Consider the following 21,453-nt stretch of genomic DNA (forward strand, 5'->3'; position numbering starts at 1 on the left):
TTTTAGCCCTACTTAAACGTAATAAACAGTATGGTAGCAAGGAGAGATTTTATCAGGAACAGCGCGCTGCTGGCAGGTGCTGTTGGACTGGGAATGCCCAAAACCGTTTTGGGCTGGGATGGTTATTCGTCCCAACGTCCGCCACTGGCGAAACGTAAGTTCACCAGCGACGCGGTGGAAAAAACAATCATCAACGTTAAAAAACAGATAGCCGACAACAAACTGGCCTGGATGTTTGAGAACTGTTTCCCAAATACCCTTGATACGACTGTTAATTTCAAAACGCTGGAAGGCCGCCCCGATACGTTCGTGATCACCGGTGATATCAACGCCATGTGGCTGCGCGACTCTTCCGCACAGGTATGGCCTTATATTCCGCTCATTAAGGAAGACAAGAAGCTGGAGCAGATGGTGGCTGGTGTCATTAACCGTCAGGCAAAATGTATCCTGATAGACCCGTACGCCAACGCTTTCAATGACGGTCCTACCGGCAGCGAATGGGAAAAAGACCTGACAGACATGAAGCCGGAACTGCATGAACGCAAATGGGAGATCGATTCGCTCTGTTACCCGGTGCGGCTGGCTTACCACTACTGGAAGCATGGTGGTGATACCAGTGTGTTTGATGCCAGATACAAGCAGTCTGCGCAGCTGATCGTGAAAACCTTCAAGGAGCAGCAGCGTAAGGAAGGTAAAGGGCCTTATAAGTTTCAGCGTGTGACTGCCTGGCAGTCGGACACCGTTCCCAATTCCGGTTACGGTTCGCCGATGTTGCCGGTAGGCCTGATTGTTTCTATTTTCCGTCCTTCGGACGATGCTACCGTATTCCCTTTCCTGATCCCGTCCAACATGTTTGCGGTGGTATCCCTGCGGCAGCTGTCGGAAATCAGTACGGAGATCTATAAAGACGCTGCTTTCGCAAAAGAGTGCGCTGACCTGGCCGATGAAGTGGACCGCGCCATCAAAGCCTATGCGATCGTAGAGCATCCGAAACTGGGCAATATGTACGGATTTGAGGTAGACGGCTTCGGTAATCGTTTATTCATTGACGATACCAACGTTCCCAGCCTGTTGTCTATACCATACCTCGGTTATACCACTGCCGATGATCCGCTGTACCAGGCTTCCCGCCATTTTGTATGGAGCGGTTTCCATCCGTGGTTCTATAAGGGCAAATATGGTGATGGCGTAGGTAGTCCGCACACCGGCGAAAACTATATCTGGCCTATGAGTATCATCATGAGAGCTCTGACCAGCCAGAGCAAGGAGGAAATTGCCGAGTGTATCAAAACACTGCGCAATACCGACGGTAACACCGGTTTCATACATGAGTCTTATCACAAGGACGACCCTACGAAATTTACCCGTAAGTGGTTTGCCTGGGCCTGTACCCTGTTTGGTGAACTTATCCTGAAGGTGAGCCAGGAGTATCCGGACCTGCTGAAAAGACAGTACGCCTGATCATTTTTTTATTTTATTATTTTTTTATGTTGATATTTGGAATGCAGCGGAGACGGTTGTCTTCAGCTGCATTTCACTTTTAAAAATGTGTGTAATGGAACACCCTCATCTATACCAGCAACGGATCAACGAATTTCAGCAGGCTATTGATAAGGAGAAGCGGCGGACATCGCTGTTGTCCTGGTCCCGGTTACTGAGTTTCCTGCTGATCGTTGCAGGGGTGGTGCTGTATTTCCGCCAGGGGAGGGAAGTCGTGTGGTTGCTGGCGGCAGCCGTGGGTGTGGTGGCTTTCGGCTTTTTCCTTAAACGGCATAACCAGTCGCTGCAGCAGCTGGCGCTGTTAAAAACGCTGCTGGACCTGAACCAGAAAGAGCTTCAGCAGGCCACTACCTGGACATCCTCTTTTGAGGACGGTCATGAGTTTATCAATGATCAGCATGACTATTCCGGGGACCTGGACGTATTTGGCCAGGCGTCGATATTTCAGGCGATCAACCGTACAGGGACTTTGTCTGGTAAGCAGCAACTGGCTGCTTCACTGGGCGCGCCTATGCTGAACATAGCACAGATCCTGGAAACACAGGAGGCCCTGAAAGTACTGGCGCCGGAAATAGATTTCCGTCAGCATCTTACCGCCAATGCCATGCTGGCCAAAGAAGAGGCGAGCGACCGCCGTGAGCTGGCATTATGGCTTGATATGCCATTCTCGTTCATTCACAACAAATTTATGGGGATAGCGCGGTGGCTGTTCCCGCTGCTGACTGTCGCGGCAGTGGCAACAGGTTCCTACCTGGGGCACTATTATCTTTTCATTGGTATGATTATGGTCAACTGGCTGGTATTGCTCAGCATTCAGCCGAAGCTGCTGGAGCAGTACAAGTTGATTTCCCAGAAAGAGCGTATCCTGGAGAAGTTTGCACTGTTACTGGGGTTGATACGCAAAGGTTCCTTTGAGCAGTCAGTGCTGCTGCGGCAGCAACAGGAGACGGCCCGGGAGGCCGATGTGGCGCTGCATCAGTTGTCCCGCATCAGTTCTGCCTTTGACCAGCGTCTGAACCTCTTGGTGGGTATTGCCCTCAATTCGCTGTTTCTCTATGATCTGCATTGCATCCTGCGGTTGGAGCGCTGGAAGGAACAGTATAAAACGGCCGTAGACAAGTGGTTCGGCGTGATCGCACAGCTGGAGGTATGGAACAGCCTGGCCACTTTTGCTTTTAACCATCCTGCGTATGCCTATCCACAGCCGCAGGCCGAGCCAATGCTGCTGGAAGCAGTGGGTTTAGGACACCCGTTGATTCCGGAAACCGAGTCTGTAAAAAACGACGGCCATATTGGCCGGGATGCCAGTTTCCTGATCATTACCGGTTCCAACATGTCGGGCAAAAGCACTTTCCTGCGCAGTGTGGGGGCCAATCTGCTGCTGGCCATGTGCGGTGCGCCGGTATGTGCAGACAGGCTGGTATTTACCCCTATGCGTATCATGACTTCCATGCGTATTAAAGATTCCATCGCCAGCCACACCTCCTATTTCCAGGCGGAGCTGTTACGGTTGCAGCATATTATTGTCCAGCTGAAAACAGGGGAGCGGGTGTTTATCCTTCTCGATGAAATCCTGAAGGGCACCAATTCAGAAGATAAGTTGTCCGGTTCCCGCAGCCTGATAGAACATTTTCTTTCCTATAACTGTCTGGGCATGATTGCTACCCATGACCTCGAGCTGGGGCATCTGGAAGATAATTATCCCAATAAGATCCGGAACTATTGCTTTGAAAGTACTATCCAGGACGATCACCTTTTCTTCGATTACCGTATCCGGCCTGGCATTGCGCGTAATAAAAACGCCACTTTCCTGATGAAACAGATGGAGATTATTTAGATATTTTGTTATTTGATTATTTTGATCGGAGCCTTTAGTAAGCCCTGGCTTGATCAAATAATAAAATACCTAAATAAAGAAATGACAAAATATTTAGTATTTTTACTAAAATATTTAGTGTATGACATTGCCATTCCAGGAAGGGGGATCTGAAACCCCTTATTACAAAGGACGTGGTGCGCAGTTAAATCCGTGGAACAAATACCTGAAGGGAGAATATGTACAGGAGCATGTGGAGGGGATTGACGAGTGGTGGCAGGCAGATGTACCTACCCAGGTATTTGAGGAGCATGCCAAGACGCTGGTCAACAAGGTGGATAGTCCGGACGTAGGGATGTGGTATTCCATGAACCCTTATCAGGGCTGTGAGCATGGCTGTATTTATTGTTATGCCCGTAATGCCCATCAGTTCTGGGGGCTGAGCGCCGGACTGGATTTTGAGCGGAAGATTATTGTCAAACATAATGCGCCGGAGCTGCTGCGCAAGTTCCTGGACAACAAAAACTGGGTGCCCAAGCCTATCTCTCTTTCGGGGAATACGGACTGTTACCAGCCGGTGGAGCGTAAGATGTGGCTTACGCGGCAGTTGCTGGAGGTAGCGCTGGAATATAAACAACCGGTGGGCATCATCACTAAAAATTCGCTGGTACTGAGAGACCGGTACCTGCTGCAGCAGCTGGCACAGGAGAAACTGGTATGTGTGTATGTGTCTATTACCACCTTACAGGAGGAGCTGCGGCAGAAGATGGAGCCCCGTACCACTACTGCGGCACAGCGGTTCAAAATTGTGAAGGAGCTGAGTGAAGTCGGTGTGCCTGTTGGTGTTATGACCGCACCTATGATTCCCGGGCTGAATGACCATGAGATACCCCGGCTGCTGGAGATGGCTGCTGCCAATGGCGCCAAATATGCCGGTTATACCGTAGTGCGGTTGAATGATGCGGTGAAGATCATCTTTAATGACTGGCTTTATAAAAACTTCCCTGACCGTGCAGATAAAGTATGGCACCAGATAGAGAGCATGCATGGCGGCAATGTGAACGATAGTGAGTTTGGCCGCCGGATGCGCGGGGAAGGGAATATCGCTGATTTGATACGCCAACAGTTCCGGCTACACGTAAAAAAGAACGGGTTAAACCAGGAGCGGTTTGAGTTTAATACGGAGTCTTTCCGGAGGCCCACCAGTCAGTTGAGTTTATTTTAAGGGATTGAGTATCTTGGGTGAAATTGTTTTACCCGTTTATAAAACCCTTTATCTATGAAGAAATTATGCTTGTTAGCCCTGTTGGCGGGCAGTTCTGTGGCTGCTGTAGCGCAGACAAATGTTGTCTGGGGAGATTGGAATTCCCGTACTGAATACAGAAATGATGCCGGGTTGCGGGGAGATGCCGGCGCCCTTTCCGGTTTTTTCCAGACCAATGCACCGGTTAACTATCCTTCGGGAGCCACCAGTTGGTGGCATTTGCTGGATGTACGGCATGCCAATGCGGCAAATAATTTCGCCATGCAGTTTGCAGGTAGTTTCTATGATCAGGACCTGTATTTCCGCAAAACCAATAATGATCCCGCTACACCATGGTCCAAAGTGGTGTTGCAACGCGGTGGACTGATCAGCTTTCCGGGTGTCTATAACTTCGAGCAGTTTAACATTGGAAAGGATGGCAACAACGGGGCATATGCGCTCGAATTCGTGAACCATACCAGCATTAACCAATCTTATGGGATTAGAATGGGCGCCAATGTAGACCGGTTTGGTCACGGGTTATACTTTCAGGGTGCTCCGGGGGCAGACAATTATGCTGCTTTAAATTATGCCGCCAATCCTGCCCTGTTTATATCTGCACTTGATAACACCGTCGGCATCGGCACCCATCAAACCGCCGGTTACCAATTGGCTGTTGCCGGGTCTATGATCGCTGAACGTGTCAAGGTAAAGGCCAAAGGCGCCTGGCCGGATTATGTATTTGAGAAAGACTATCTGCTCCCGTCGCTGAAAAGCACTGCTGCCTTTATACAGCAGCACAAGCACCTGCCGGAAATGCCATCCGCCAAAGAGGTGGACAGTGCGGGGCTGGACCTGGGGGATATGAACGCCCGGCTATTGAAAAAGGTCGAGGAACTGACTTTGCATCTGATCCGTCAGCAGGAGGAAATTGAAAAATTACAGCAGCAAAACCGGCAGATCCTGCAACAGATGCAGCAAATGAAAAAATGAGCGGCCCGGGAATATAAACTAATTGTTAACTCTATAAAAAAAGTAGGCTATATTATTGTGTAATAAAAAAAATAAAATCTACCTTTGTAGCAAACAACAAATTTCTTAGTGCAACTTCTGTCAACATATAAGATTATTGCGATGGCCTGCAAGCAAAAGCAGGTCTACGACGGATTGCGGGCACGTTGCACCGATTGTTAACGATAGTTATCAAACGATATAAACAAAGGTCCCGCACTCAAAGAGGCGGGACCTTTTGCTTTTGAAGCAGTACTGAAATGACGACAGTGAAAGAACTTCAGACGATAACTGGTCAAAATATTCAATACACCATCTGGTGTAAAGGGAATGGCTTTGCCTTAAAAAAGCCATACGGACATGGTATGCAGTAATGTAACGTAACCCATTACATGATTGCCCGGTCCGTAAATACGGCCGGGTTTTTTATTTCACGGGAAATCCGGCACAGAAATGGCAAACAATTTTTTTATGAATGTTATGTGCTAAGCCCATTTGATTTCGTATAGACAGGTACAGTGCATAACCCCAAAAACGTTAGTATATGAGGAACGTTATTCAAGTTGTAAGAGAGGCTTTACTCACCAATTTCAGAGAATTGGACAATTGGTTTGACAAAGAACCAGCATTGCTGGATTTCAAACCGGACCGCGATCAATGGAGCATACGGGAAGTGCTGGAACATATTACCCTCACTAATTACTTCCTGTTACTGATCATCAACAAAAGTACCCGCAGGGCGCTTGACCGTAAAAGAAACGGCCATACCGTTGTGCTGCCGGCAGATTACCAGGAGAAATTCAGCCAGATCGACGTGATCAGCAGCAAGTCTTTCGGATGGGTAAGACCCGAACACATGGAGCCTACAGGCCTTAAAGATATGCAGGAAGTAAAAGTGCTGCTGAAACAACAGTATGCACAATGCATGTACAATCTTTCTTTGCTTAAAAACGGGGAAGGCGTGTTGGTATTCACCAACATGTCCGTTAACCATCTGGGCAAGCTCGATATCTATCAGTACATCTATTTCCTGACTAAACATATAGAACGCCATATCCGCCAGATGAAAAGACTGGAAAAGGAATATGAAGAAAGCGCCGTTCTGATCTGATTTTTTTTGGTCGACCGACAACATCTGTTTTTGTTATCCTTATTCGATTACAGCAACCGGAAGTATGCGCACTTCCGGTTTTTTTATGCAGTCAGGATCCGACACTATTTTTATCTACATAGAAAAAATTTTTGAAAAAAGTCTGTTAAAAATTTGCATTATCACTATTTATCACATTATCTTTGCATCGTTAAAAATTGATAATAGGTAAACACTTGTAAAAAATGGTACGCTTTAATTTAAATATGGAATCAGCAATCCCTTGCGGCACGCAAGATGGGGGCGGGTTCCGGGCGTTTCATAGTTACAGGTAGTACAAATATATTTGTATCATATAACAGAAGCCCGGATCAATTGGTCCGGGCTTTTTTTATGTTGATTTAGATAATGATATCACCACGGAACACCATAAAAAATCGGCTACTGAACGCTGAAATGCGCCGCAGTAAGGGATTTGAAGATAGCATCAATCGCATTGACGCTAATCGGACCCGGCATGCCTTAACGTAGTATATACGTTGACGTTAGTAGCCCGGTCCGTGTAAAACAGACCGGGTTTTTTTGTGTTCACCGTAAAAAGATTATTTGAGGAGGTACATTTTATAAACAGGTAGCGGAGTAATCCTGCTCCGCTGACTAATCTCCTTTAAAGATATTTTTTTTCGTCTCTGTTTGAATTAACCCCCATCTTCAGGTTATCAAGAGGATAACTTGTAACTTCCCCCCCAAAAGAGGTACCTATATGTACCGGAAATGATAAGCATGATTTGCCTGGAGCCCACAGGGCTCCGGTAAATCACTATCAGGGAAGACTAATTTTAAAAGTGCAACAGTAAATGAAAGCGATGGTCAATAACCAGATAGATATAACCGATGGAGAATATTTTGCGCCCAAAGGAGTGTATACCGTTCATTTTAACAGTATACCCAATATCAATAACATCTACGACATAGACGGAGAAAAAGCAGAAGCTGCATTTGTGAAAGCATTTGAAGGCATGATACTGCATACCTACCGCTATACCGATTATGATACGAAAAAGAAAAAATACAAACACGCACAAACTGTATTGGTGCTCAATAACAACAGTGTAGTGGCCTTCTGGCATTCCTGGGTGGAGATATTGCACGATGGTAAAGACACCGCGTTTGTGGAAAAGATAACGGAGACGGTTACACGCTATAAAGAAAAGCAGCGCCGTGAACCACATGAAATCAATCTCATCGTCAGCGGCCGGAAGGGACTGGAACTGAAGAGCATGGAGATCAAACGCACCAAGCTGGACATCGGACTGTTTTATGAAGATGATTTCCGCGAAGTGGACAAGGTGATACAACAGCGCCTGCGCAAAGACAAAGATAAAGGCATTGTACTGTTGCATGGCATCCCCGGAACCGGTAAGACCACGTATCTGCGTTATCTCATCGGCAAAATCAAAAAACGTATCCTGTTCGTATCGCCCGACCTGGCGCACAATATCATGAACCCGGAGTTCATGGAACTGCTGATTGACAATCCTAATTGCGTAGTGATTATTGAAGACGCCGAAAACGTGATCATGGACAGGAAGTTCAGCGGCAATTCCTCTGTGTCTAACCTGCTTAATTTGTCAGACGGACTATTGGCGGATTGCCTGAACATACAGCTGGTGTGCTCCTTCAACAGTGACCTGTCTGCCATTGACAGCGCGCTGTTGCGCAAAGGCAGGCTGATCGCCAAGTATGAGTTTAAGAAGCTCTCCGCGGCGAAAGCACAAAAGCTGTCCAAACATTTAGGCTATGATACCGTGATCAACAAATCCATGAGTATCGCAGAAATAGCCAACCAGCACGAGCCTTCTTTTGAAAGCCCGAAAAATGTGATCGGTTTCAGGAGAACGCTGCTGGAAGAAACAGTATAAACAAACATTCATCATCTCATTAAAAATATTATTAGTCATGAAAAAGAATTACTTGTCTGTATACAACCCGATGGTACATCGTTTCCACCGATCGGTGAACGAGATTAAAAACTCACCAGACCATGTGTTATGGACAAGTTATTTTCAGACGAATTACAATATTATATCGCGTCTGCACGGCTTAAAACAGCGAGACAAAAACGCCGTGCAGTAATTACAGCAAGAGATAAAGAGCTGCTGAGGCTGGATAAATACCAGCGGGAGCTTTGGCGGAGAACCCGTGAACCGCTTTATGTGCCATTGAAACCGCCTGTACAGAAAGGGTATGTGCGTTTCTTTGTATTGAGAGATGATGTGGCCCGTGGAAAACAGGCATCATTTTTTGAGAATATTCTTCTTAAAATCAACACAAAGGAATATTTTCATCGCAAGGATTTTAAAAAGAAGAAGCGGGTGCGTGGTAAAAAGGTATGGGTAGACAAAGGACAGTTTCTGCGTACCCTTTCCCTGTCGGAGTTTCAAAAACTCCGGTTTACACACGAGGAAGCCGCCCTTTTTGAGGAACGGATGGAAATGCCGAGGTATGGTAACAAAGAAGTGCCTGTTATGGTGTTTAAAGAGCCCTGGCGTTTCGTATTGCGTGTACGGCCTCATATATTAACCCATCAGCGTATAGTTGATCCCGTGCTGGAATCGCAGATACAGGAACTGAACAACTATATTACCAGCCGTCGGCTAGAGCCTCGCATGCACTGGCTGACACAAAGCAGGCACAATAGCTGGAAGCGCTGGAACCCTGCCGGGAAAAACAAAGACCCGTATAAAAATAAAAACCTGCTGCAGATAATGCAGGAGGAATATTACGATATCATTGATTGAATAAACCCCCATTATGTCTGAATTGAAAATGACCGGGAAACAATTACGCGCCTTAGGTTACCCACAGGGCCCTGTAATTAGTACAGCCATTGACGTTATTGCCCAACATTACGCAACGGCTACAGCAGAAGAAATAGAAACCGTCCTGGCCAAGGTGCTGGCTGATCCGGCCGCTTATACCGAAGATGCGGTATGGGCGGAGGTAGCTACCGCGCTGATACCGGAGGAGCGTCCTGAAATCATACCATTGCGCGAGCAGGCGGTAGATTACGCCATTTTTGGTAGCGACGCTATTGAAGAAGGCGCGGTCCGTCAGCTGAACAATGCTGTGCGTTTGCCCGTTGCCGTTGCCGGCGCACTGATGCCGGATGCTCATCAGGGTTATGGTTTGCCGATAGGTGGTGTATTAGCCACAGAGAACGCCGTGATACCTTACGGCGTTGGCGTGGATATCGGATGCCGTATGTGTCTGAGCATACTGGACCTGCCGGTAGATAGCCTGACCACCAAAGCCGGTGAATATGAAAAGGCCCTGAAGAACAAAACCAAATTCGGCGCCGGCGCCGAGTGGAAAAGGAATGACGACGATGCCGTACTGGAAAGAAACGAGTTCAGGGAAATTCAGATACTGCGTAGCCTGCAGGCCAAAGCCGCCGGTCAACTGGGAACTTCCGGTTCCGGCAACCACTTTGTGGAATGGGGCGTGGTGACCATCACCGATGCCGGCAACGAATGGGGCCTGGCCCCAGGTGATTATGTGGCCGTGTTGTCGCATTCCGGGTCGCGTGGCCTGGGTGCACAGGTAGCCGGACATTATACCCGGCTGGCCAAAGAGCTTTGTGTGTTGCCAAAAGACGCACAGCACCTGGCGTGGCTGGACCTGAACACAGAAGCAGGGCAGGAGTACTGGCTGGCGATGAACCTGGCCGGTGATTACGCTTCTGCATGTCACCACCTGATCCATAAACGGCTGATCGCTGAGATGGGCGCCACTATGCTGGCGCGGGTGGAGAACCATCATAACTTCGCCTGGAAGGAAATGCATCATGGCAAAGAGCTGATTGTACATCGTAAAGGCGCTACTCCCGCAGGGAAAGGCGTGCTGGGTATTATTCCCGGCTCTATGACCGCGCCCGGCTTTATTGTACGGGGAAAAGGTGAAACTACCAGCCTGCATTCCGCGTCGCACGGCGCCGGACGGCAGATGTCGCGTACAAAAGCCATCGCTTCCATTACCAACGAGGAAATGAGGAAAATGCTACAGGATAATGGCGTAACCCTGATCGGGGGTGGACTGGACGAGGCGCCAGGGGCTTATAAGGACATCCATACCGTGATGGCCGCGCAGGCCGATCTGGTGGAGGTTGTAGGTCAGTTCCAGCCTAAAATGGTGCGGATGGCCGATGGCGGACCAGCGGAAGACTAGTTGATGACTAAATAGATATATGCAATGTCGCAAAGGCGGGAGACGGCTGTCAGCTGTTTTCCGCCCTTTGTTTTTTATAGTCTACAAATTTAGTAGGATATTAGAAATATATTTTCTAATATTGTTACCAGTTACCACCAATAACAAGATTTACAAAACCCCTGCACATGGGCTGGCACCATGCGGGGATACCTGTGTTTTCATTTTTAGCAGTTAAAATTTTTATCAAAGTGCATTTGAATTTTCTGGCATTGGCGGTTCCTTTTTTTCTGACATTCATGGGTTTGGAGTATCTGGTGGCACACAAAAAAGGGAAGCGTTATTTTAAGTTCAAGGATTCCGTGGCCAACATCAGTGTAGGCATTGCTGAGCGATTGCTCGATACCTTCACGGTAGGGATTTTTTATTTTCTATATGAGTACCTGCACCGGCACTACGCCTTGTTTGATATCAAACCCGGCGTGCTACTATGGGTGGCGTTGCTGGTTTGTACTGATTTTATCTGGTATTGGTATCACCGGTTGGCACATGAGGTGACTTTGTTCTGGTGCGCGCATGTGGTGCATCATCAGAGTGAGGAGTTCAACTATACGGTATCTGCCCGTATCACCGTTTTCCAGGCGTTTATCCGTACGGGGTTCTGGGCGGTATTGCCGGTTATCGGATTTCCGCCGGCGATGATCACCAGTATGTTGCTGGTGCACGGGTTGTATCCTTTTTTCATTCATACCCGTACCATCGGGAAGTTGGGCATCCTGGAGTACATTCTGGTGACGCCGTCACATCACCGGGTGCATCATGCCAGCAACCCGAAGTACCTGGATAAAAACTACGGCGATGTATTCATTATCTGGGACAAGCTGTTTGGTACTTTTCAGAAAGAGGAAGAAGAGCCCGTATATGGTCTTACCAAACCGCTCGAGAGCAACAGTTTTCTATGGCAGCATTTTCATTTTATACTGGAGATGTGGTATTCCGTCAGGAGAACGAACGGATGGCGGAGCAAGCTGCGGGTGGTTTTTGGAAAGCCTGATTATGTAGATCCTGCGGCGCGGGAGGTATTGGAAGAAACGTTCCTGGTAAGGGACCGCACTATAACGGAAACGCCTAAACTAAATAATTATGTGGTGTGGCAGATGGCTGCCACACTCACATTATTGTTTGTTTTTTTATTGCTGGAGCACTATGTGCCGGTATTTGTACAGGTATGTGTTTCACTGTTGATCCTGCTTACGCTGATGAACTGTGGCGCCATCCTGGAGCAGAAACGCTGGGTGTTTTACCTGGAGTATGCCCGTTACAGCGTTTTGTGTTTTGCCTTGTACTATTACTGGCCGCATCCTTCCCTGCTTACACTGGCGGCGCTGGTATTAACAACGGCGCTTTATTTCCAGTCGCGGCTGAAAGAGCGGTATTACCGGCTGGTATACGGTTATACCCGTACGTAGATTTTCTTTTTGTCCATCCAGTAGCCTATGGCGGCGAACGCGCATACATGGAAGAGGGCAAACAGGAAGGAGCCTACCATATTGCCGCCGATGGGCTGAAAGACGTTCTGGTACAGCCAGGAATACATATTCTGGCCGGGCACAGGGCGTATCAGCAGGTATAACTTTACCACTACGCCGGACAGCACGTAGATAAAGAGCGGGTTTTTACCGAATACAGTGAAAAAGGTCGTCCACCTGGTGAGCCCGCGGAACTCTACGATATACATGAGGATGGAGAGCAGCAGCAGTGCGATGCCTACTGTGTAGAGCACATAGGAGCTGGTCCATATTTTTTTGTTGATAGGAAATACCATGTCCCAGCAGAGTGCGGCGAAGATGAGGATACATCCCATGATCATCAGGCGGGCGAGCATTTCATAGGTTTTACCTTTTTCCTGGATGAATTTACCGGCCAGGTATCCGAAGATAACATTGCAGATAGCGGGAAAAGTGCTGAGAATGCCTTCCGGGTCGAAGGGTACTCCTTCTCCTTTGTACATATGATTTTCTCCGAGGATCAACTTGTCGAGCGGCAGGCCGGCATAACCTTCGAGGCTATACGGGTCGCCGGTGCCGAAAGCTATCAGGACGAACCAGTAGGCGAGCAGGATAACGCAGGCTGCCACGAAGGCGCCTTTGTCTTTCAGGTAGTGGACAATGAAAGCTGCAGCGCCGTAGCAGAGCGCGATACGGGGGAATACGCCCAGGATGCGCAGGCTGCTGAGGGGTTTCATGACCAGCTGGCCATCGGCCCATTTCACGAAAGGGAACCAGTTGAGCAGCAGGCCGATACCGAATATCAGCAGGGTGCGGGTGAGTATTTTCCGGATAACCGCCGCGTTGCCGGCTTCGGCGTATTTTTTCATGGCAAAGCTCATCGCGTTGCCTACGGCGAAGAGGAAAAAGGGAAATACCAGGTCGGTGGGCGTACAGCCGTGCCATTTGGCATGTTCCAGTGGCGCGTACACATACTCCCAGCTACCGGGATTGTTGACGAGGATCATGGCGGCTACCGTCAGTCCGCGGAAGACGTCCAGTGATAAGAAACGTTGCGATGCAGTCACTATAGGATTATTTGGTTGTTTGGTAATTCGCCAAGATAACTATTATAGTGAAGGAACGCAACTGGTAAGTTAGTGCCGCAGCACCTGGGTCTTGAGTATTTTACGGGCGAAGTGGATCCGGCTTTTGATGGTCCCGAGCGGTTCCTGGAGGATATCTGCTATTTCAAAGTATTTGTATCCTTCGTAATACAGGAGGAACGGTTGTTTAAAGATTTGTGGGAGGTGATAGACCGCGACGTGTATGTCTTTCATCCGGAGGTTAGTGTCTGCTTTGTTGCTGGTGGGGCTTTGCTGGTAATTGAGGAAAAAATCGCTGACACTGGGTTCGGCTATCATCCGGTTTTTGGCTTTTTTCCGGTAGTGGTTGATAAAGATGTTACGCATAATGGTAAACAGCCAGGCGCGGATGTTAGTGCCTTCCAGGTATTTTTCCTGGTTGGAGAGGGCCCGGAACAGGGTTTCCTGGTATAGGTCTTTAGCCTGTTCAGCATCTTTGGTAAGGGTAAACGCAAAGGGTTTCAGGAAATCAGCGTTTCCGACAAGCAAGGTGTTAAATTCAACAGATGACATCATGTTTCAGGTTTTGGCTTAACTGAATGAACGGAACCGCACAGCGTCAAGCTTTCACAGAATATTTAATAAAAAACTGGTTTACAATGGTTTAAGGATATGTTATTGGTTGCTATATGGTTTTTTGAGTGGTCCGGTGCCTTAAAAATTGATTCTGGGTGGTCAGAAAATAACAACAGGTCTGATCAGCATGACTCTCTGATAGTATTAACGAGAAAAAGGGAAAAATGGATTGAAAATGTTTCAGTTATATTGAGGGTGATGGATTAATAATTTTTTTATATTATAATATACTTAAAGTTAATAGGAAACTTACCGAAGTACTTTTATTTTTGTTAACCTTGCCGGAGGAAGCGGGTATATGTTCCAACGCTTATCGGAAATTATCTAACGATTTCAAAACAAAACGGTTAGCTAAACCGATTCCTGTCACATTTATATGTTATTTTTAATAGATTTGCAGCTTGTTTGGCTACCCCCTCAGGGGTATGGCACCTTACAAGTGTTTTCCAGAAAGGTATTCGAGAAGTTTTTATCCTATTAATACATGTTCAGAAAATTATTGCTGCTACAGCTTTTCCTGTTTATTGGCTATTGTGTGACCGCGCAGAATCCAGCATTATCCAAAGAACAAATCCGGCAGATGAAGGTTGACAATCTGAGCGACGATCAGGTGCGTCAGCTGGTGGCTGAGATGAAAAAGAATAATATGTCTTTTTCAGATATTGACACCTATGCACAACAGAAGGGTATTCCTGATATTGAGGTGAGCAAGCTGAAAAGCCGTATCCAGCAGATGGGCCTGGACAAAGAGCTGGACCAGAACCAGAAGAACAAGGAGAAAAACAAAAAGGACAAGGAGGATGAGGAAGGTAGCCGCAAGGTCGATGATGATATGACCGAAGACACCACGACTGGGAGCAAAGAAAAGCCACAAACCCGGGAAGAGCGGGAAAGGGAAAAGCGTCGTAAGAAGATTTTCGGATCGGAGCTTTTTAACAATAAGAACCTGACGTTTGAACCCAACCTCAAAATGCCAACGCCGCCCAATTATCGTCTGGCTGCCAATGATGAAATTCTCATAGATGTATATGGATATTCCGAGGTACAGCATCGTCTGAAAGTAACGCCTGACGGCTATATCCGTATCCCCAACCTGGGGCCGGTGTATGTGAACGGATTAACCATGGAGGAAGCTAAAAACAGGATTACCAAGCAATTAGCGACCATTTACAGTGGTATAAAGTCTGGCAACACTTCCGTTCAGATTTCGTTGGGTAATATCCGTAGTATCCGGGTATTGTTGATTGGAGAGGTAGTGAACCCTGGTTCCTACACGATCCCTTCACTGGCCACTGTGGCAAACGCGTTGTATGTTTCAGGTGGCCCTACGGAAAATGGGTCATTCCGCAATATACAGGTGATCCGTAATGGCTCAACCGCAGCTACTTTTGACTTGTACGATTTCCTTGCCCGGGGCGACCTCAGCAATAACATTGTGTTGCAGGACCAGGACATTGTGAAGGTAAACCCCTATAAGACACGGGTGGAACTGATTGGGGAAGTGAAGCGGCAGGCCATCTTTGAAGCGAAGGACAATGAAACGCTTCAGCAGATCCTTGATTACGCCGGCGGCTATACGGACAGGTCTTTCCGCGATGTTATCCGGGCTTACCGCGTAAACAATAAAGAGCGGGAAGTGGTGAATGTTCCGGCCAGTGAAATAGCTTCGTTTAAATTAAAATCCGGGGACCAGTTTTTTATTGATTCTATTTTGAACCGGTTCAGCAACCGGGTGACCATTACCGGCGCCGTTTTTCATCCTGGCAACTATGCGCTGGAAGATAATATGACCATCAGCGACCTGATTAAACGGGCCGATGGCGTGAAAGAAAATGCTGCTCTGTCAAGAGGGCTGATCCGTCGTTTACAATCGGACTATACACCCTCCTTTATTAACTTCAATGTACAGGATGCGCTGTCAGGTAAGTCAGCCATGCGGTTACAGAAAGAAGACAGTGTGATGATCTATTCCAAATTTGATCTTCGTGAAGAATATGAAGTGAGAATTGACGGAGAGGTGAATAAACCGGGCTATTTTAACTATGCCGACAGCATGCGGCTGGAAGACCTTATCCTGATAGCAGGCGGGCTTACTGACGCAGCTTCCCTGCAGGAAGTGGAAATCTCCCGCAGGAAACGTGGTGGAATGTATGATCCGAAAGACAGCACCAAAGCGATTGTAGAACGGTTCAATATCAATGCTGACCTCAGTAACAATCCGGAAGCGAAGGCTTTTGTATTACAACCTTTTGATGAAGTGGTGGTTCGCAAGTCGCCGGCGTATGCGTCACAGGCTAATGTGATGATCAGCGGAGAGGTGGTGTATCCTGGTGATTATACGATCAACAACCGTTCGGAGCGTATTTCGGATTTGATAAAAAGAACGGGTGGCCTCCGTCCGGAAGCATACCCGGAAGGCGCGGTAATGATGCGTAAGACGTTTATCAATGAAAGCGATAGTTCACTGCTGGCCAACAAGCTGCAGGTATTCTATAATAAGCTGCAGGACAGTACCGACATTGCACGCGTGCAGGCCGCTGTAGACCGCAAGGAGCAATTGCTGGGTATTAATCTGGACCATATCATGAAACATCCCGGATCTAAATATGATTTGTTGCTGGAAGAAGGGGATGTGATCAGAGTGCCCAAGAAACTACAGACAGTGCAGTTGTTTGGAGAAGTTTATTTCCCGAAGAAGGTGCGGTTTGATGGTGGATATAAGTTTAAGGATTATATCCATGGTGCAGGAGGTTTCACTGCACAGGCCATGAAGCGGAGGGCTTACATAGTATATGCTAATGGAGAAGTGAAGAACACTAAAAAAGTGTTTTTCTTTAATTCATATCCAAAGGTGAAGCCAGGAGCTGAAATTTATATACCTACCAGGAAAGAAAGAAAAGGTCTGAATGGTCAAGAAGGTGTAGCCATTGCCAGTGGATTGGCATCTGTGGCATTGGTAATTGTGACTATCCTTAATACAATTAAGTAGTACTTAGTAGTCTTAGAAAAATGGATATGGAAACAAATAGAGCTCAAGATCGTCCATCAGATGAGTTGTCTGTTAAGGAGTTTATTCTAAAATTAGTGGAGTGGTGGCGTTACCTGGTTAGCAAGCTGGTAATTATAGTGCTGATTTCCTTGGTTGGTGGGGCAATAGGAATTACTTACGCATATTGGAAAAAGGCATTGTATGTGGCCGAGCTCACCTTCGTTATGGAGGATGGAAAATCTAATCCACTAGGTGCCTATGCCGGCCTTGCAAGTCAGTTTGGAATTGACTTATCCAGTGGTGGCGGAAGCGGCGTTTTTTCCGGAGAGAATATCCTGGAATTCTTACGATCAAGATATATAATCGAAAAGGCTTTGCTGTCGTCAATAGATGTAGGTAAGGAAAGGAAAACCCTCGCGGATTTATACATTGATATAAATAATCTGCGAGAGACATGGAAAGATAAACCGGGGTTGTCTCAAATCAGCTTTCCAAGTGGTGAGGTGAGAAGCAGGTTCTCAAGACTTCAGGACAGTATAATATTTGAGATAGGCCAGAACATAAAGAAAGGCAATCTGGCTGTTGCAAAGCCTGATAAAAAGCTCGGGTTTATTCATGTTACCTGTGCCAGTACAAACGAAAATTTCAGTAAAGCTTTTACAGAAAAACTTGTTGCTGAGGCTATTGATTTTTATGTGCAAACAAAAACCAAACGAACGAAGGCCAATGTTGACAAGTTGCAGGCTAAGGCAGACTCTCTTGAGGCGTTATTAAACAAAAAGACATACTCTGCTGCAGTTTCGCAGGACCTGAATCTTAATCCTGCCCGACGTTTAGCAACAGTTAATACTGAGCTACTGACAAGGGATAAACTTGTTTTACAAACGATGTATGGAGAGATCGTCAAAAATCTTGAAATGAGCCGTATGGCTATGTCTCAGGAAACTCCGATTATACAGATTGTGGACTCACCTATTTTACCGCTGGCAAAAAGCCGTCCGGGAAGAATCAAGTGCTTTGTTATTGGTGCAATATTATTTGGGTTTATCACAGTTTCATATATTATTATTCGACGGGTTATTCAGTCTGCTTTGAAAGGTAGTTGATCACTCTCAGGAGGGGTATATTAATGAACGCACAAAATATGAAAATATATTATCGAGTCAGAGAGAAAATAGTAAAATGGGAGGCATAAAAATTCACAAAAATGTTTTTTATAATACACTTCTTTCGGTTAGTCAGGTTTTGTTTCCACTGATTACTTTTCCCTATGTTACCAGAATATTGGGCCCGGAAGGGCTAGGGGCGGTCAACTTTGTCGATAGTATTACTCAGTATCTTATTCTCTTTGCTGCATTAGGAATTCCTTTATATGGGATTAGGGAAATTGCTAAAGTGAAAAATAGCAAAGAAAACCTCTCAAAGGTTTTTTCTGAGTTATTTTTTCTGCATCTTTCATTGACTATAATCTTATGCCTGATTTATGTCCTGCTCTTTTCATTTATCCCGAAGCTTTATCATAACAGAGGGCTTTTTTGGATAGGTTCTGTCATACTGTTTGTTAGTGTTTTTCCAAGTGAGTGGTTTTTTCAGGGAATGGAAAAATTTTCACTTATTGCGGTACGGGCTTTTCTTATCCGGATACTCTCTATTGTTCTATTGTTCTTATGGGTCCGTAAGCCAACTGATACGGCCTTGTATTATGGAATTACATTGCTGTCGATCATTTGTAACAGCCTAGTCAATATTTATTTTCTTCGCCGGGAAATAACATTATCATTTAAAAATTTGAATATAAAACGCCATCTCGGCCCTTTGGTGTATATATTCTCGTCAAATGTTGCCATCAGTGTTTATGTCTTATTAGATAGTATCTTATTAGGGTTTCTTAGAAATACGGAAGAGGTTGGATTTTATACCACACCGTTGAAGTTGAATCGCGTTTTATTGGCATTACTCTCGGCTTTTTCGATGGTGATGTTGCCCCGGTTAGCGGCTGCATTTTCTGAAAAAAGAATGGAAGAAGCGAGGGCTCTGCTGACAAATTCATACCGATATGTTATTCTGCTAAGTATTCCTGTTGGCGTCGGGCTTTTGTTGTTTTCTTCTGACATAGTTTTGTTGTTTGCCGGGAATGCGTTTCAGGAGTCTGTGATCGTTTTGAAAATAACTTCTTTTTTAATGTTTCTGATAGGCCTCAGTAATATTTTTGGGATGCAGGTGCTGATTCCGATTGGAAAGGAAAAGGTTTTGCTTAAAACAGTGAGTATCGGGATGTTTTTAAGTATTGGGCTTAACTTCTTCCTCATTCCTTTTTTAGGCTATATTGGGGCGGCAGTTACTAACGTGCTCACAGAATTGGTGGTAACATTCGTCTCAGGTTATTTTGCCTTCAAATATGTCAGGTTCAGATTTAGTTATAAAGTAGTAGTTGTTGCCATTATTTGCTGCCTTCCATTTTACCCGATTATGTTCTTGTTTTCATTTATACAAATGAATTTTGCAATTAAATTGGTGGCGACGATTATTTGTTGTGGGTTGGCCTATTTTGCTTCACAGTTATGGATATTTCGCAATCCATTGTTGCTGGAAGGAAAAACAGTATTGATGAGCAGGCTTAAAACCCTGAAAAAATAGTATAAAACATATGAGCGGCCTGCAGTAGTCAAATGGCCACTTCTGATTAATAACAGTAAGATGATAAAGATTACCCAAAATAGTAAAATATTTGTCTATTGCCCGGCAGGGGTGGTTACAGGAGGAGCGGAGTTATTGCATCAATTGGTACATGAGTTGAATGTGAATAATATAGAAGCATATATCTATTATTTTGATCGCCCCTCTGCTGAGGTTGAAGTGCCTGCTGATTATAAAGCATATAACTTAAGGGTGGCTACACGTATTGTGCAGGCTTCTGAAAACGTGATTGTGTTATATGAAGCTATTTTTGACCGGATTAAAGAAGTGGGACCTTGTCAGTTATTACTATGGTGGTTAAGCGTTGATAACTTTTTTATTTGTTCCCGTGACTATCTGAGTGCCTTTGACTATTTCGGATGGGACTTTAAGCAGGGATGTAAAGTTTTGGGAAAAAGGCTGTTGAAATTTGCTCTATTCAAGGACTATATCTCTTTGAAGGCTTTAACAAATCTAGATGCGGTTAGCTGTTACCAGTCAGAGTATGCACAACATTTTCTTTATAGCAAGGGGTTTAGAGAGGTCCTTCCGCTGACGGATTATATAAACACCAGTTTTTCGTCAAGGAAAGAAGTGATAGGCCGTGAAAACAAGATTCTTTATAATCCGAAAAAAGGATTTGAATTTACCAGGAAGATTATGGCGGCAGCTCCACACATAAAATGGGTGCCCCTCCAAAATATGTCCAGGCAGCAGCTAATTCGGGAATTCCAGACAGCTAAGATTTACATTGATTTTGGGTATCATCCCGGTAAGGATAGAATTCCCCGAGAAGCGGCGTTGAATGATTGTTGCATTATAACAAATAGGAGGGGGTCTGCTGGTTATTTTGAGGATGTGAGTATTTATAACAAATATAAACTGAGCGAAGCGTCCGGCATGGCCAGTATAGTAGCGGTATTAAATGAAGTATTAGAAAATTATGAGGAATGCATTAAGGATTTTGCATTCTACAAAGAGAGAATTTTGAGAGAGCAGGCTGATTTTGTTCACCAGGTCAAGCAAATATTTATTGTTACCAGATCCTGAGTAACTACAGATATCTGTTTTAATCATAAGTTATGCGGAAGAAAATATTATATTCTGTTTTATCGATTTTCTCTTTGCCGATTTTTCAAAGGATATCAACGTATATAAAATATTTACGCAATCTTCTATATAGTGCAAGGCTTTGCGGCAGATTTAAACATATTCAAGGGTACCCCTTTTTCTGTTATCCTGCCCATATCTGGGGGGGAGAATTTGTGTCAATAGGGAATAATTTTTTTTCAAATGGACATCTGCGGATGGAAGCGGTTGGCTATTTTAAAAACGATTCTTTTACTCCTGAGATCAGCATAGGCGACAATGTAACATTGAATGATTTTTGCCACATTGCCTGCATTAACCAGGTCATAATTGGAAACAATGTTTTAGTAGCCAGTAGAGTCTTTATCACGGATCATTTTCATGGGAAGATTGATGCACTAGAAAAAGATATTTCTCCAAGCGATAGAAATTTGTATTCTAAAGGGCCGGTTATTATTCATGACAATGTATGGATTGGAGAAGGTGTGGTGGTAATGCCGGGCGTGACCATCGGAAAGGGAGCAATCATTGGCGCAAATGCTGTGGTTACGAGAGATGTTCCTGCTTATGCTGTTGTTGGTGGCAACCCTGCAAAAGTTATCAAAAGCATTCTCTAATAAAAGAA

16 protein-coding genes are annotated in these 21,453 nt (G+C 45.6%); 14 read left to right on the forward strand and 2 right to left on the reverse strand.

Going from position 1 to position 21,453, the window contains the following annotated elements:
• Nucleotides 1–30 precede the first annotated feature (30 nt).
• The 9 genes from HGH92_RS13205 to HGH92_RS13245 all read left to right on the forward strand — a co-directional run bounded on the left by HGH92_RS13205 (nucleotide 31) and on the right by HGH92_RS13245 (nucleotide 12,335).
• On the forward strand, nucleotides 31–1,461 hold the full coding sequence (locus HGH92_RS13205; RefSeq protein ID WP_168871171.1) for a glycoside hydrolase family 125 protein: 1,431 nt from the start codon (nucleotides 31–33) through the stop codon (nucleotides 1,459–1,461).
• Nucleotides 1,462–1,555: 94 nt separating this feature from the next.
• The gene (locus tag HGH92_RS13210; protein ID WP_168871172.1) at nucleotides 1,556–3,337 is read left to right on the forward strand and encodes a MutS-related protein; all 1,782 of its coding nucleotides are present in this window, start codon (nucleotides 1,556–1,558) and stop codon (nucleotides 3,335–3,337) included.
• A 121-nt stretch (nucleotides 3,338–3,458) separates the two neighbouring features.
• The gene (locus tag HGH92_RS13215) at nucleotides 3,459–4,541 is read left to right on the forward strand and encodes a PA0069 family radical SAM protein (protein ID WP_168871173.1); all 1,083 of its coding nucleotides are present in this window, start codon (nucleotides 3,459–3,461) and stop codon (nucleotides 4,539–4,541) included.
• 54 nt (nucleotides 4,542–4,595) lie between these two features.
• Entirely contained in the window at nucleotides 4,596–5,552 is a 957-nt protein-coding gene (locus HGH92_RS13220; RefSeq protein ID WP_168871174.1) for a hypothetical protein, read from the forward strand.
• 562 nt (nucleotides 5,553–6,114) lie between these two features.
• Complete coding sequence (locus tag HGH92_RS13225) at nucleotides 6,115–6,681, forward strand: DinB family protein (RefSeq protein WP_168871175.1); 567 nt, start codon at nucleotides 6,115–6,117, stop codon at nucleotides 6,679–6,681.
• Nucleotides 6,682–7,517: 836 nt separating this feature from the next.
• Nucleotides 7,518–8,582 (forward strand): AAA family ATPase, encoded by a 1,065-nt coding sequence (locus HGH92_RS13230; protein WP_168871176.1) that lies wholly within the window; start codon nucleotides 7,518–7,520, stop codon nucleotides 8,580–8,582.
• Between the two features lie 129 nt (nucleotides 8,583–8,711).
• Nucleotides 8,712–9,461, forward strand: a complete 750-nt coding sequence (locus HGH92_RS13235) for a hypothetical protein (protein ID WP_168871177.1) — start codon at nucleotides 8,712–8,714, stop codon at nucleotides 9,459–9,461.
• A gap of 13 nt (nucleotides 9,462–9,474) precedes the next feature.
• Nucleotides 9,475–10,887 (forward strand): RtcB family protein, encoded by a 1,413-nt coding sequence (locus tag HGH92_RS13240; RefSeq protein ID WP_168871178.1) that lies wholly within the window; start codon nucleotides 9,475–9,477, stop codon nucleotides 10,885–10,887.
• A gap of 230 nt (nucleotides 10,888–11,117) precedes the next feature.
• Nucleotides 11,118–12,335 (forward strand): sterol desaturase family protein, encoded by a 1,218-nt coding sequence (locus HGH92_RS13245; protein WP_168871179.1) that lies wholly within the window; start codon nucleotides 11,118–11,120, stop codon nucleotides 12,333–12,335.
• Here HGH92_RS13245 and HGH92_RS13250 read toward each other — a convergent pair.
• Entirely contained in the window at nucleotides 12,320–13,441 is a 1,122-nt protein-coding gene (locus HGH92_RS13250; protein ID WP_317166401.1) for a DUF5009 domain-containing protein, read from the reverse strand. The genes HGH92_RS13245 and HGH92_RS13250 overlap by 16 nt on opposite strands.
• Before the next feature lie 69 nt (nucleotides 13,442–13,510).
• Nucleotides 13,511–14,011 (reverse strand): RNA polymerase sigma factor, encoded by a 501-nt coding sequence (locus HGH92_RS13255; RefSeq protein WP_168871542.1) that lies wholly within the window; start codon nucleotides 14,009–14,011, stop codon nucleotides 13,511–13,513.
• A gap of 547 nt (nucleotides 14,012–14,558) precedes the next feature.
• Between HGH92_RS13255 and HGH92_RS13260 the strand changes: the two genes are divergently transcribed.
• The 5 genes from HGH92_RS13260 (at nucleotide 14,559) to HGH92_RS34325 (ending at nucleotide 21,445) form a co-directional block, all read left to right on the forward strand.
• Nucleotides 14,559–17,063, forward strand: a complete 2,505-nt coding sequence (locus tag HGH92_RS13260) for an SLBB domain-containing protein (protein ID WP_168871180.1) — start codon at nucleotides 14,559–14,561, stop codon at nucleotides 17,061–17,063.
• Nucleotides 17,064–17,089: 26 nt separating this feature from the next.
• The gene (locus tag HGH92_RS13265; protein ID WP_168871181.1) at nucleotides 17,090–18,169 is read left to right on the forward strand and encodes a lipopolysaccharide biosynthesis protein; all 1,080 of its coding nucleotides are present in this window, start codon (nucleotides 17,090–17,092) and stop codon (nucleotides 18,167–18,169) included.
• A 76-nt stretch (nucleotides 18,170–18,245) separates the two neighbouring features.
• Nucleotides 18,246–19,700 carry a flippase gene (locus HGH92_RS13270; RefSeq protein WP_168871182.1) on the forward strand — a complete coding sequence of 485 codons (1,455 nt, stop codon included), beginning with the start codon at nucleotides 18,246–18,248 and terminating at the stop codon, nucleotides 19,698–19,700.
• Between the two features lie 60 nt (nucleotides 19,701–19,760).
• A complete protein-coding gene (locus HGH92_RS13275; RefSeq protein ID WP_168871183.1) occupies nucleotides 19,761–20,789 on the forward strand; it encodes a hypothetical protein in 1,029 nt (342 codons plus the stop codon).
• Nucleotides 20,790–21,046: 257 nt separating this feature from the next.
• Nucleotides 21,047–21,445, forward strand: a complete 399-nt coding sequence (locus tag HGH92_RS34325; protein ID WP_211092637.1) for an acyltransferase — start codon at nucleotides 21,047–21,049, stop codon at nucleotides 21,443–21,445.
• Nucleotides 21,446–21,453 lie beyond the last annotated feature (8 nt).

Origin of the sequence: Chitinophaga varians, from assembly GCF_012641275.1 — a bacterium.
GTDB classification, from domain to species: domain Bacteria; phylum Bacteroidota; class Bacteroidia; order Chitinophagales; family Chitinophagaceae; genus Chitinophaga; species Chitinophaga varians_A.

What these genes read in the sequence shown, in the direction of transcription:
- HGH92_RS13205 (WP_168871171.1), top strand. Translation starts at nt 31, where the DNA reads ATGGTAGCAAGGAGAGATTTTATCAGGAACAGCGCGCTGCTGGCAGGT.
- HGH92_RS13210 (WP_168871172.1), top strand. Translation starts at nt 1,556, where the DNA reads ATGGAACACCCTCATCTATACCAGCAACGGATCAACGAATTTCAGCAG.
- HGH92_RS13215 (WP_168871173.1), top strand. Translation starts at nt 3,459, where the DNA reads ATGACATTGCCATTCCAGGAAGGGGGATCTGAAACCCCTTATTACAAA.
- HGH92_RS13220 (WP_168871174.1), top strand. Translation starts at nt 4,596, where the DNA reads ATGAAGAAATTATGCTTGTTAGCCCTGTTGGCGGGCAGTTCTGTGGCT.
- HGH92_RS13225 (WP_168871175.1), top strand. Translation starts at nt 6,115, where the DNA reads ATGAGGAACGTTATTCAAGTTGTAAGAGAGGCTTTACTCACCAATTTC.
- HGH92_RS13230 (WP_168871176.1), top strand. Translation starts at nt 7,518, where the DNA reads ATGAAAGCGATGGTCAATAACCAGATAGATATAACCGATGGAGAATAT.
- HGH92_RS13235 (WP_168871177.1), top strand. Translation starts at nt 8,712, where the DNA reads ATGGACAAGTTATTTTCAGACGAATTACAATATTATATCGCGTCTGCA.
- HGH92_RS13240 (WP_168871178.1), top strand. Translation starts at nt 9,475, where the DNA reads ATGTCTGAATTGAAAATGACCGGGAAACAATTACGCGCCTTAGGTTAC.
- HGH92_RS13255 (WP_168871542.1), bottom strand. Translation starts at nt 14,011, where the DNA reads ATGTCATCTGTTGAATTTAACACCTTGCTTGTCGGAAACGCTGATTTC.
- HGH92_RS13260 (WP_168871180.1), top strand. Translation starts at nt 14,559, where the DNA reads ATGTTCAGAAAATTATTGCTGCTACAGCTTTTCCTGTTTATTGGCTAT.
- HGH92_RS13265 (WP_168871181.1), top strand. Translation starts at nt 17,090, where the DNA reads ATGGAAACAAATAGAGCTCAAGATCGTCCATCAGATGAGTTGTCTGTT.
- HGH92_RS13270 (WP_168871182.1), top strand. Translation starts at nt 18,246, where the DNA reads ATGGGAGGCATAAAAATTCACAAAAATGTTTTTTATAATACACTTCTT.
- HGH92_RS13275 (WP_168871183.1), top strand. Translation starts at nt 19,761, where the DNA reads ATGATAAAGATTACCCAAAATAGTAAAATATTTGTCTATTGCCCGGCA.
- HGH92_RS34325 (WP_211092637.1), top strand. Translation starts at nt 21,047, where the DNA reads ATGGAAGCGGTTGGCTATTTTAAAAACGATTCTTTTACTCCTGAGATC.